The organism is Ravibacter arvi (assembly GCF_039540405.1).
GTDB classification, from domain to species: domain Bacteria; phylum Bacteroidota; class Bacteroidia; order Cytophagales; family Spirosomataceae; genus Ravibacter; species Ravibacter arvi.
On sequence record NZ_BAABEY010000029.1, the window covers coordinates 1 to 12,630 of the forward strand.

At 50.7% G+C, this 12,630-nt stretch carries 11 protein-coding genes; 1 reads left to right on the forward strand and 10 read right to left on the reverse strand.

Annotated elements, in window-relative coordinates; genetic code table 11:
* Positions 1 to 107: 107 nt before the first annotated feature.
* The 9 genes from accC to ABD852_RS16245 all read right to left on the reverse strand — a co-directional run bounded on the left by accC (position 108) and on the right by ABD852_RS16245 (position 7,104).
* On the reverse strand, positions 108 to 1,451 hold the full coding sequence (gene accC / locus ABD852_RS16205; protein ID WP_345030777.1) for an acetyl-CoA carboxylase biotin carboxylase subunit: 1,344 nt from the start codon (positions 1,449 to 1,451) through the stop codon (positions 108 to 110).
* Between the two features lie 66 nt (positions 1,452 to 1,517).
* The gene (gene accB, locus ABD852_RS16210; RefSeq protein WP_345030778.1) at positions 1,518 to 2,003 is read right to left on the reverse strand and encodes an acetyl-CoA carboxylase biotin carboxyl carrier protein; all 486 of its coding nucleotides are present in this window, start codon (positions 2,001 to 2,003) and stop codon (positions 1,518 to 1,520) included.
* A 44-nt stretch (positions 2,004 to 2,047) separates the two neighbouring features.
* Positions 2,048 to 2,611 (reverse strand): elongation factor P, encoded by a 564-nt coding sequence (gene efp / locus ABD852_RS16215; RefSeq protein WP_345030780.1) that lies wholly within the window; start codon positions 2,609 to 2,611, stop codon positions 2,048 to 2,050.
* A 66-nt stretch (positions 2,612 to 2,677) separates the two neighbouring features.
* Positions 2,678 to 3,667, reverse strand: a complete 990-nt coding sequence (locus tag ABD852_RS16220) for a beta-ketoacyl-ACP synthase III (RefSeq protein WP_345030783.1) — start codon at positions 3,665 to 3,667, stop codon at positions 2,678 to 2,680.
* Between the two features lie 36 nt (positions 3,668 to 3,703).
* A complete protein-coding gene (plsX, locus tag ABD852_RS16225; protein WP_345030785.1) occupies positions 3,704 to 4,642 on the reverse strand; it encodes a phosphate acyltransferase PlsX in 939 nt (312 codons plus the stop codon).
* 123 nt (positions 4,643 to 4,765) lie between these two features.
* A complete protein-coding gene (gene rpmF, locus ABD852_RS16230) occupies positions 4,766 to 4,960 on the reverse strand; it encodes a 50S ribosomal protein L32 (RefSeq protein ID WP_345030787.1) in 195 nt (64 codons plus the stop codon).
* A 16-nt stretch (positions 4,961 to 4,976) separates the two neighbouring features.
* Complete coding sequence (locus ABD852_RS16235) at positions 4,977 to 5,522, reverse strand: YceD family protein (protein ID WP_345030789.1); 546 nt, start codon at positions 5,520 to 5,522, stop codon at positions 4,977 to 4,979.
* Between the two features lie 151 nt (positions 5,523 to 5,673).
* A complete protein-coding gene (locus tag ABD852_RS16240; protein WP_345030791.1) occupies positions 5,674 to 6,306 on the reverse strand; it encodes an acetyltransferase in 633 nt (210 codons plus the stop codon).
* Positions 6,307 to 6,393: 87 nt separating this feature from the next.
* Complete coding sequence (locus ABD852_RS16245; protein WP_345030792.1) at positions 6,394 to 7,104, reverse strand: hypothetical protein; 711 nt, start codon at positions 7,102 to 7,104, stop codon at positions 6,394 to 6,396.
* A gap of 89 nt (positions 7,105 to 7,193) precedes the next feature.
* Here ABD852_RS16245 and ABD852_RS16250 point away from each other — a divergent pair, with 89 nt between their 5' ends.
* Positions 7,194 to 8,648, forward strand: a complete 1,455-nt coding sequence (locus ABD852_RS16250; RefSeq protein WP_345030794.1) for a M61 family metallopeptidase — start codon at positions 7,194 to 7,196, stop codon at positions 8,646 to 8,648.
* Between the two features lie 47 nt (positions 8,649 to 8,695).
* On the opposite strand, the gene ABD852_RS16255 is transcribed toward ABD852_RS16250, so the two are convergent.
* On the reverse strand, positions 8,696 to 12,613 hold the full coding sequence (locus ABD852_RS16255; RefSeq protein WP_345030796.1) for an AAA domain-containing protein: 3,918 nt from the start codon (positions 12,611 to 12,613) through the stop codon (positions 8,696 to 8,698).
* Positions 12,614 to 12,630: the final 17 nt, after the last annotated feature.

The following is a 12,630-nucleotide window of genomic DNA, read 5'->3' on the forward strand; positions in this document are numbered from 1 at the left end:
TAAGGTAATAATATTGAATATCTGAAAAATGAAAAAGTCGGAAGAAAAAATCTTCCGACCACGACTGGCTGTATGGCGCCCTTTTTCTTTGGTCTCACAAGTGGGTATTACAACCCTTCAAAATCAAATCCCTCCAAAAATTTCGTGGTGAATTGCCCGGAATTGAACGAGGGGTCGTCCATGAGGCGGATATGGAAAGGAATGGTCGTTTTAATGCCTTCAATAACGAATTCCTGCAGTGCACGCTTCATGCGTGTAATGACTTCCTCGCGTGACTGACCGCTCACAATCACCTTGGCGATCATGGAGTCATAATTTGGCGGGATGGTATAGCCGCCGTATACATGGCTGTCTATACGCACGCCGTGGCCGCCCGGGAAATGCAGGTTGGTGATTTTGCCGGGATTGGGCCGGAAGTTCGCCCCCGGATCCTCCGCATTGATCCGGCATTCCATAGCAAACAACTTCGGGAAATAATTTTTACCCGACACCTTCTCGCCGGCGGCAACTTTAATCTGTTCTTTGATCAGGTCGAAATCCGTTACCTCTTCCGTAATCGGATGCTCCACCTGGATACGGGTATTCATTTCCATAAAATAAAACTCCCCGTATTTGTCTACCAGGAACTCTACAGTCCCGGCCCCCTCATAGGCGATTGCCTTGGCGCCTTTTATAGCGGCCGCACCCATTTTCTCCCGTAACTCCGGCGAAACTATCGGTGAAGGCGTTTCTTCTACCAGCTTTTGATGGCGGCGCTGAATAGAGCAGTCTCTTTCTGACAGGTGACTCACATTCCCGTATTGGTCGCCCACAATCTGTATCTCGATGTGGCGCGGCTCTTCGATGAACTTTTCAAGGTAGAGGCCGTCGTTGCCGAATGCAGCTCCCGCTTCGTTACGGGCGTCGTTCCAGGCCTTCTCGAACTCGCTCTCCTTGTTCACAATCCGCATTCCGCGTCCGCCGCCGCCAGCAGTGGCTTTCAGGATTACCGGGTATTTGATCTGCTTCGCAAGCTCCACCCCTTCTTCGATTGAGTTGAGCAACCCTTCCGACCCGGGTATCACCGGTACGCCTGCCTCGCGCATGGTCTTCTTGGCCGTAGCCTTGTCGCCCATGGCATTGATCTGATCGGCCGAGGCGCCGATAAATTTAATGCCGTAATCCTGGCAGATTTGAGAAAATTCGGCATTCTCCGAAAGGAACCCGTAACCCGGGTGAATAGCATCAGCGCCGGTGATTTCGGCGGCAGAAATAATATTCAGAATATTCAGATAAGACTGCCTGCTAACCGCCGGACCGATACAAACAGCCTCATCCGCAAATTTTACATGAAGGCTTTCACGATCCGCCACGGAATACACCGCCACGGTCTTAATTCCCATTTCCCGGCAGGTGCGAATAATCCGGAGGGCGATTTCGCCCCTGTTAGCTATAAGTATCTTTTTAAACATAATCCATGCAAATCTCTAGTAGAACCAAATCTTCTTCAAAAGGAAGAGATCTCCTTAGATCCCTGCTCAGGCGAGTTCAACCTGGAACAGCGGCTGGTCAAATTCTACAGGTGTGGCGTTCTCCACCAGCACCTTCACGATTTTACCCGACAACTCCGACTCGATTTCATTGAAAAGCTTCATCGCCTCAATCACACACACTACCTTGCCGGGCTTGATTTCGTCGCCAACATTAACAAAAAGCGGAGATTCGGGGCTGGAAGCCCGGTAGAACGTACCGATCATGGGAGATTTGATGGTAACAATTTTCGAATCCGCCTTCTCGGCCGGCGCCTCTTCAGCAGGCGTTTCTTTCCGGACAGCAGGCGCAGCGGCTACTGATTGAACGACCGGTGCTGCAACAGCCTGGGGAGCGGGAACTCCCACAGCAACCGTTTGCACGGTAGAATTGCGCTTTACCTTCACCTTCAATTCCGAAGTCTCGATAATCACTTCGTCCAACCCGGAATTAGCGATAAAATCAAGCAATTTTTGAATTTCTTTCGTTTCCATAGTCACAAAAAACGTCTTATATAAATCTTTCAGCGGGGTGGGTATTATTTTACCCTTTCAAGATATTCGTAAGTTTTGGTGTCCACCCGGATGCGCGTCCCTTGCTCGATAAACAAAGGAACCATAATTTTCGCACCTGTTTCCACTTCCACAGACTTTTTAGGAGAGTTGGCCGTATCACCGCGTATCCCCGGCTCGGCGTAAGTTACCTCAAGCTCTACCGATGAAGGAAGCTCACAGGTAAGCGGTTGTTCGTTTTCAGTATTGATCAGGATTTCAACTTCCTGGCCTTCTTTCATAAGATCCGCGTTTTCAATCAGCTTTTCGTCAATCAAAACCTGTTCGAACGTCTCGGAATTCATGAAATTGAACCCGAGCTCATCACGGTACAGGTACTGAAACTTATGCCGCTCAACGCGCACGGGATAAATGCTTGCTCCGGCGTTGAAAGTGTTATCCAGGACCCTGCCTGTAGTAAGGCTGCGCAGCCTTGTCCTTACGAAAGCGTTTCCTTTACCAGGTTTTACGTGCTGGAACTCAATAATCTGAAAAAGATCGTGATTGAAATTGATCACCAGACCATTGCGAATGTCAGACGTCGTTGCCATAATTTAGAGTCTCTTTGAAATGAACCGGCGGGTAGTTTGCCGGATACCGAATTATTACCAATCTATTTAATATGCCCACCTGATATAGGCTGACCCCCAGGTGAATCCTCCACCAAAAGCCGCCAGGATGAGGTTGTCGCCCTTATGAAGTTGTTTCTCGTAATCCCAGAGACACAATGGAATCGTAGCAGCCGTGGTGTTTCCATAGCGCTCAATGTTCATCATTACTTTTTCGGAGCCGACACCCATGCGGTTTGCGGTGGCATCTATAATTCTTTTGTTAGCCTGATGCGGTACGAGCCAATTCACGTCGTCACCGCTGAGGTGATTACGCTCCATGATTTCCGCCGCGGCGTCTGCCATATTTTTCACGGCGTACTTGAATACCTGCGGGCCGTCCTGGTAGACATAATGCCAGCGTGCATCAATGGTCTCGTGTGAAGGCGGATAGCGGCTCCCGCCTCCTTTCTGGTTGAGGTACGGCAGCCCGCCCCCGTCCGAACGGAGCAGGGTATCTATGATGCCGTTGCCTTCGGTACCGGGTTCGAGCATTACCGCTCCGGCGCCGTCACCGAACAACACACAGGTGGTCCGGTCTTTGTAGTCTATGATCGACGACATTTTGTCGGCGCCAATAACCACTACTTTTTTATATTTTCCGGTTTCAATGAATTGCGCACCGGTAGAAAGTGCGTAAATGAAACCCGAACAGGCCGCCTGCACATCGAAGCTTCCGATGTTCTTAATTCCTAGCATATCGCAAACCAGGTTTGCGGTTGAGGGGAAAATAAAATCGGGCGTGACAGTGGCGCAGATAATGAGGTCTACCTCTTCAGGAGCAGTATTCGTTTTCTTCAGCAAGCCCCTGGCGGCTTCCACCGCCATGTGCGAAGTTCCGAGGCCTTCTCCTCTTAAAATATGTCGCTGTTTGATCCCTGTCCGCGATACGATCCATTCATCGTTGGTGTCTACTATCTTCTCCAAATCTGCATTAGTCAGAATGTCAGGAGGCAAATAGCCTTGAACGCCTGTAATCGCAGCCTTAATTTGGGTCATAATTCCTTACTTAACGTACTAATCGTTTGCTACCGGTTACGAAAGAGCTTTTACAATATGGCGATAGGCGTCCGCCTTAACCTGCCGGTAAGCCAGGCCAAGCATATTACGAATCGCCAAAGGGGACGAAACACCATGTGCGATCATCACATTGCCGTTTACGCCCAAAACCGGACTTCCCCCTATAGCCTCATAATTAGTCTGATCGATAAACTGGTCTTTAAAACCCCTGATTTTGGAAATCGGGTAGAGCGATTCACCGAGCTTGTACATAATGTTGCCGGTAAATCCATCAGTAACGATCACATCGGCTTTATTGGTAAAAAAGTCCTTGCCTTCTATGTTGCCGATAAAGTTAATTTTCTTGTTGTCCCTGAGGAGCACGTGAGCGGCCTGGGCCACCAGAGAACCTTTCTGGTCTTCCTCCCCGATATTCATCAGGGCGACACGCGGTTTCTCCACGTTAAAAGTATACTTGTAGTAGATGGACCCGATTTCCCCGAACTGGGCAAGGGTTTCAGGCTTGCAATCGGCATTTGCGCCGATGTCCAGCATAATGGACTGGGAACCGTCGATCTGGGGAACAATGCCTGCAATTGCCGGGCGGAGCAGCCCCTCAATTGCCTTGATACTGAACAAAGCGCCAACTGTCATGGCGCCTGTATTGCCGGCACTGCAAAAGATATTGACAGCCCCTTCCTTCAGAAGCTTGAAACCGATTGAAATACTGGAGGCGGGTTTTTGGGTAAGCGCCTTGGTGGGGTGTTCCCCCATCTCTATTACTTCCGGAGCGTGTACAATTTCGACTCTTCCCTCAGGCACCGGGTACTTCTCCAACATGGGGCGTACCACCTGCTCGTCGCCTATCAGCACCACTACTGCGTCTGCCTCCAGGTCAGGTATTGCCGCTATGACACCCTCAATTATCGCTGTCGGTGCATAATCACCGCCCATGGCGTCTACTGCAATTTTCATTTATCGCGGTTATATTGGAATGAGATAACGCTCGTAAAATTAGCAGTTGATTCGAAGTAATAAAGAAATCCGCAACAACTTTTGTTAGTTGTTGCGAATTTAAAAGAAATTATCGCCTGTAAATCAGACTGTTTTAGCATAGCCTTCTACTACAACTTTTCCTTTGTAGTAAAGGTTGCCCTCGTGTACGTGAGCGCGGTGCGACTGGTGCGTTTCACCAGTTGCAGAATCTACTGACAACTGCTTGGAAGTCAATGCATCATGCGTTCTGCGTTTATCACGGCGGGTCGATGAATGTCTTCGTTTTGGATGTGCCATAACCTTTGATCTATTACTATTTTTCCTGTTTAATACCTTTTAATGCTGCCCATCTCGGGTCTATATCCTCTTCAGATGAAGCCGTTTCCCCTTTGGGCGAATCTGCCGAAGTGCCGTAAACCAGTACTTCCTCCTCTTCCCCATTTTCGTCGGATCGAAGCCGCGGATGCAACTTCTTTACCGGCAACGCCAGGGCGATGAAATCATATACGTACCTGGCTACGTTGATACGGGCTGTGTTCCGCTGTATCATTTCAATTTCATCCGTCAGCTCCTCGTCCCGGTCACCGAATTTCAGAAAAATACGGTTTTCAGTCTCAAAGTGCTCGTCATAAGGCTCCAGCGTGCGGTCACAAACCTGGCCGACTACCCCGCTGATCTTAAAATCAAGCCGGATCATCGTCGATGATTTCTGCAGGACCAGGTCCGCCTCAAACCTCCCTTTTTCGATTAAATCCTGCTCAAATTCCTGAAAAAAGCCATCTCCTGATGTATAATGAAATACATGCTCCCGCTCAGCCAGCCCGACAATATCGATGTTATATTTTTTCAGCTCTTCCACAGTATCCCTAAAAAGGAGTGCAAAGATATGAGTTAGTTATTTAGTTTTCAAACAATTTGAGAGAAATAGGTTTTGGGGGGTGAGGTGTGAGCTGTGAGGTATGAGCCTGCCGCCTGGATCGCCCCCTACCTCACAGCTCACCCCTCATACCTCAAACCTTTTTCGCCGGGTTCCCGAAGAAGGTGGCGCCCTCGGGGACTTCGCTGACCACTACTGAGCCGGCTCCGATCCTGGCGCCTGCGCCTATTTTCACGCCTGACACGATGGTCACCCCCGGGCCGATAAATACTTCCGCACCAATTTCGACGCCGCTCGCAATCACGCTCCCGCTGCCAATATTCACAAAGTCACCGACAACAACCCCTGGTTCCAGGATAGTGCCGATCTGGATAATATTGTGATGCCCGATCCGGCATTTTGCCGAAACTACCGTCCCCGCCCCCAGCAGGTTTCCGTGACCCATTGCGGCCTGGTCAGAAATGACAGCAGTACCATGAATGGCATTCACCGGCATGGTTTTCCGCCTCGACAGCAACATTTCGGTAATCTGCTGCCTTACCGGTCGCTCGCCTATCGCTACAAATGCCTCGCATTTCTGGCCAATTACCTTCAGAAAACCACCGTCATCGGTATCACCCAGTACACTCACCTCTCCTATCTCGGTACCCTGCAATGCTTTGTCATCGTCCAGAAAACCGTAAACCAGAACGTTGTTGTTCCGAAAAATGTCATAAACCTGGTGCCCCAAAGCACCTGCGCCAAAAATGAGTACCGGATTCTCCAATGGTAATGTTTGTTTAATTTGGGGGGGTGAGGTGTGAGGTATGAGGTACTAGCCGCTCAAACCTCATGGCTCACACCTCACACCTCCTTACAATATCGTTACTCTGAAAACGATCGGGCTGGCATAGGGAGAAATATTCCGCTGGCTCATGCTCGGGTTAAAAAACCTTGGATCGTAGTTGATTGAGGGATTAATATGGTTGTTGTAATTGAAGTTATACAACAGCGTAGCGTGAATTCCCCGAACCAGCTTCCCTTCCAACGGCTGCGTATAGCCTATTCCCAACATCGGCGAGTGTATCCACCTGCGCGGAAACTCTTTATCGACAAATTGATATTTTCCGTAGCCGTGGTTGTAAAACGACACATTCATCATTTCATGTTCGGCATGGAGGTGAATCATCGGCAAGAAATTGTACCGTGCAAAGGCTCTGGCTCCGTAAAAATGATCATTGCTCGTAGGGATATAATAGCTGCTCCTTACATACATATAGGTTGCGCCGAGGCCCATCACAAAATTGTCGGTGAGGGCTACGCCGGCCATTGGCGACAGGTTAATGTTTGTATACGACCCCAGCCGCAATCCGAAGCTGCCACCCAACCGAAGCTTATCGGCAAACTTCCCGCTTCCCGTTTCCGGTCGCTCGATCTCCCTGGCGGCTTCGGCCCGGGTTACGCCGGTCTTCTTTTCCTTATCTTCAATCTTAAAATATTCTTCCTGTCCAAATCCGACCCTTGCAGCCAGGGTAAACAGCAGCAACCATGCTGCCGGAAAGAAATGTCTTTTTATTTTTGTCATCCGATTAACACGTATGAGAAGGAGTTATAAGTTCTTGTCATCAAACGAAACAGGTACTCCTTTTGTTTCGTCCATTTTCAATTATCATAATGCATTACCTGATATCAGCCCCGCACCCGGAATCTCATTTTCTCGAAATTCAATACACCATTCCCGGCCCAGGCGGCGATTACCTGGAAGTCCAGCTCCCTGCCTGGCGGCCCGGGCGCTATGAACTGCAGAATTTTGCAAAGAACATCCGTACGTTCTCGGCAAAGGACCACAAAGGTAACTCAATTTCACTTCACAAAATAACCAAAGATCGCTGGAAGCTCCGGACTGCCGGCTGCGAAACGGTGACCATTACCTACTCGTACTACGCGAACCAGCAAAACGCAGGGAGCAGCTACCTGGATACAAGCTTCTGTTACCTGAATTTTATCAATTTTTGTCTGTACACCGAAGGACGTATTGACGAGCCGTGTACGATAGACCTCGACCTGCCCGACCATTACCAGGTTGCCTGCGGCCTGCCCCAAACCGCACCCCGAAGACTGTCTGCCCGCGATTTTTACCAGCTGGTAGACAGCCCCCTGCTGGCGTCACCGCAGCTGCAGAAGCTCAGCTATGTAAGTCACGGGATACCTTTTAACGTGTGGTTCCAGGGCGGCTTGCCCTTCGACGGCAAAAAGCTGGTGCGCGATTTCAAGGCATTTACCGACGTGCAAATAGCGGCAATGGGCGAATTCCCGGAAAAAGACTATCATTTTCTCAACCTGATATTGCCTACGCCCTACTATCACGGTGTTGAACACCAGAATTCTACTATGATCGTGCTCGGGCCTCTCGATGAGGGCGAGAACCTCTATACCGATCTGCTCGGCGTCAGCTCGCATGAGCTTTTCCATGCGTGGAATATTATCAAAATCCGGCCAAAAGAACTGCTTCCCTACGATTTCACAAGAGAAAACTACTTCACCACATGTTTTGTAGCGGAGGGGTGCACCACCTATTACGGGGACTTGTTTTTGAGAAGATCCGGCGTTTTTGACGACGCAGCCTACCTTAAAGAGCTCCATGTCTATCTGAAAAGACATTTTGAACAGGCCGGGCAGGCGGCACTTTCGCTTACCGAATCGTCTTTTGACCTCTGGCTCGACGGCTACGAAGCCGGTATACCGCAGCGTAAGGTTTCCGTATACCAGAAAGGCGCCCTGGTCGCCCTGATCCTGGACCTCTACCTGAGAAAAATTTCCAATCACCGGAAATCACTCGATACAGTGATGCGGGCCATGTGGGAGGAGTTCGGGAAGCCTTTTGTCGGCTATCACTATGAGGATTATGTACGGGTGGCTGAAACCGTAGCCGGGCACGAGATTCCCTGGTACTGGCAGGAATGCATCACGGGCGCCACACCGCTGGAGCACCGTTTGAACGAAGCACTTGCCTTCGTCGGCCTGCAAATGGCCTGGGATCAGAACGGCGTTGACCTGCGTGATACTGCCGGCGCAACCGAGCGCACAGAAAGGGAAAAATGGTTGAGAGGTGTGAGGTGTGAGGTATGAGGCGTGAGGTATGAGGTAAAAGCCGCTCAAACCTCATACCTCACGGCTCACACCTTCCCGTTCCAGAACTCCCTGCTGTAGATGCGTTTAAAAGGCCAGCCTTTTTTCCTGAGCAGGATGGGCAGATACGCGTGGGGTTCTTTGGGCGTTGTGCTATGGTGATACTGATCGTCGTCGGTCAAGACCAACGCCTGGTAAGAATTGTCAGCCTTTACCGTCAGGTCTGCGAAGGGGAGCTCGAACATTGCGCCGGGTATTTTCTTAACCAACTGCTTCTTTAGCAGCCATTCGCTGTGTTTACCCGTCACCTCTGTAGGCGAGGGCAGAAAATCACCGTCCGACACACGTTTGGCATATTCAAGGTAAGCTTTCAGCAGCTTCGGCCCTTCGTGCAGCGTGTTTTCCACTTTAAGCTGATGGGGCGAAAGACTGGTCACGACGTGTACTTTTTCTTTGGCGCGTGTAACGGCGACATTCAGCCGGTTTTCTCCCCCGCGGGTGTTGAGGGTGCCAAATTGCATAGTAAGCCTGCCGTCGCGGTCTGGCGCATACCCCACCGAAAAAATAATCACATCCCTCTCATCCCCCTGCACGTTTTCAATATTTTTGAAGAACAGGTCGGGTATGACCAGGCCGGATTCTTCCACACGCTGCGCAATGAGCTGTTGTTGCGGGTAATTAAAAGTTACTACGCCCACACTTTTGGACTGCGACGACAGCTCTCTTAAAAGTTCCAGCACCTTGGCTGCCTCTACCGAATTGGTACCGTCTACCCACAGCCCTTCGACTTTGTGATAACTGATGCCGGGAGCAGCGGTATTGGCATACTGGAAGTCCGGGAGCAGCCGCAATGTGCCTTCGTAGAAATGCCTGTTGGAAAACTGGATAAGGTCCAGGGACAGGCTGCGGTAGTGGCCGTTCAATTGATGGGACGGCATACTGATCCCGGCCAGATCGAGCAGTGACTCCGCTTCAAGCTCTGCGGGTGCTTCGTCGTCCTCCACCGGCTCGTACCGTACTTTGTAAAGGTCGGTAGGCTGCAGCTGTTTGCTGTCGCCGGCAACTACGAGTTGTCGCCCCCGGTAAGCAGCCGGCAAAGCGTACTCCGCGTAACACTGTGACGCCTCATCGAAGATAACGAGGTCAAAAAATCCCTTCTCCATCGGGAAGATCACGGAAGCTGACTCCGGGGAGACCATCCAGCAGGGAACCAGTCGGAAAACATCTTCAGAAAACTGGCTCAGGAGCTTCCTGATAGGCCAGATCCTTCTTTTTTTGGTCAGCTGGTGATGCACTTCGCGGTAAGTAACGGTGTTTCCGAGGCGGTTTTTTTCCACATCTCCGTATACTTCCTCGCGAAGCTTCATCCTGACTATCTCCGCACTGAGCGCCTGCTTTCTTTCGACACTGCGTTGCAGGTCTTCCTCCCATTGTGCCATTTTCAGCGACGAAACCGACCTGAGAACGGGATACCTTCTTTCGATCTGTTCAATCCAGGCCAGCCGGAGGCTGTTATCAAGAAGCCTCTGGTAGTCGCCGGCAGCAATAAGGTTCAATTCCTTTCCGCGCTCTTTCAGCCTTTCCATTAACACTTGCTCGGAATGAGAAAAGTCCTTCCACATGGTATCAATCTCAACCAGGTGATCAAAGTCTTCTTCCAGGTCAGCGGCAAGACGTTGTCCAAAGGCAGCCGGCTGGGCCACTAACCCGTTAAATTGTTGCGGCACAAGCCACTGATCCATCTCGTCTGCCGCCTTTTCCCAGGATTGGATCCAGGCAAGCGCCGATTTCAGCAGATTCTGAAACTCGGTCACGTCCCTGGTGCGCGCAGCCAGGCCGGTAATTACTTCCGCCCACTCACTGGAGCGGGTTCTGGCCACGGCGGCGGCAGCCTCATTCGCATCGTCGAGAAACAGGCCGTACTGGTGTAGAATACCGGTTGTTCCGACCATTTGTTTCCGGTCAAATCCCAGGTCATCGTCCGCCAATGCGTCCTCGATGGCCATCCGGTTTTTAATGCGACGGGCCAGTTTGCCGAGATCGGCTAGATTTGTTGTGAGCCCTTGTTTGCCCGAGAGCCTTGAAACTTCTTCTTTATCTTTCGAAAACCAATCCCACCAAAGCCCCCCGACAACTTCTTTTTTGGCAGAGACTGCCTTTTCAACTTTTCCGAGCATCACCTCCAGTCGTGCGTTCTCCAAATGCCCTTCCACGCCTTCCCGCGCCGCCAGCTGCCCGGTCAGGCTGCTGATTTTCTCCAGCAATACAGCCGTCGGCGCGGGTTGGGCCAGGTAGCGCACAAAAAGGTCGTACACCTTACGCTGGTTCACGCTCCGTTCAACCTCAGCCAGAATTTCCTTGAGATGATCCGTTCCAACCAGGAATTTCCGCGATAAACCAGTCGAAAAAATATCTGTAAAGCGTTTTTCCAATTGGCTGAAAGTTTCCGGCCACGACCTTATCAACTCCTGTATCCGCTTGTAATCCACCTGGTTAAGCTCAGAAAAATCCCGTCGCCATGTCCAGCTATGGTGGTCATCAAACTTCAGCGCGTAGGTAAAATAACGGCCTGCTGCCCGGATGATCTCCTCGGTTTTATCCATTGGAAACGACTTGAGAAGATTCGTCAGCACCAGGTCCGGCCCCTGCGGATCGGAAGTCAGATACAGCTCTTTCACGCTGGCGCCGGCGACGGAGTCATCAAAAAGCGCATTTTTAAAGCCCGTCAGCTCTTCCACCAGCCGATCGGTCAGCCGGCTTTCTTTCAAAAATTCTCTTTCCAGGTAAACGGCGTCGAGGCTATAGTTTTCCTTGCGAAAAGCCTCCAGCTGCTCAATCTGGCCGGCCATCTGGCGGTAAAGCGCCGACCTGTCGGTGAGGTGGTCATGAATCAGCGCCGTAAAATTGCCGAAGCCTGCGGCCTTCATCCTGCTTTCCACCACGTCCAACGCGGCACGTTTCTGACAGACCAGCAGCACCCGTTTTCCCCTGGCCGCATAATCTGCCATGAGGTTGCAAATCAACTGGGACTTCCCGGTGCCCGGCGGGCCCTGAACTACCAGGTGTTGGCCCCGCCTTACCTTCGTCTGTGCCATTTCCTGCGACGCATCGACAGAAAACGGGGTAAGCAAGTCTTCTTCTTTAATATTGCTTTCCGAAATGTCAGGATCCGAAAAATCGTTCAACGAGAACGATTCGTCATGCTCCAGCAGGAAATTGTAGTCCTCTTCCAGGTAAGAGCCGGTTTGGGGAAACACGCCGAGTACCGCTTCCGGATATAATTTCAACTCACCGGACTTTTCAATTGCCTCCAGGTCTTTCGCTTTCACGGCGTCAAAATGCCTCAGCTTGTCTTCGAATAAGTCCTGGTTGAAATTAATAACAAAGGGGGATTCCTTCAGCCACTTGTATAGCTCGGTTCTAAAAATCGTAATATTTGTAGGAAACTCGTCAAAATCCGCTTCGAGGACGACATCCGGTATTGCTACCTCGTTAAATTGGCCATAAGCCAGCGCAAACGACCGGTTAAGGTGGGCTCCCGCCTCACTGTCACATTTCAAACACCACTGTCCTTTGTCCAACTCCAGTGAAACCGGGAAAAACAACAGCGGCGCATGCACCACTTGCCCGGTAGAGAATTTTCCCCGGACAAAGGGATACCCCACAAAAAGACTCCTGCTGCCCCGCTCCTCTTCGATGAAATCGACGGTACGGGCAATATTCCGCAGCCGCTTGCTCAAAAGGTTCACCCGCTCAAACCTGGGATCTACTGCATCGCAAAGAGCAATCCGCTTCCTCCGCTGGATCACCTGGTGCAGCACCTCGAATGAGGGCGTGTTAAGAAGAAAATCAACTTCGTGAAGGTCTGCAAACTGTTCGGAAACAAGCCTCGTCAACAAAAGCGACTTATTTCGGCTCGACAGGTTGGTCAACCGTTTGAGGTAACTTTTAAGGATTCGACTCATTTACAAATCAACTGTCG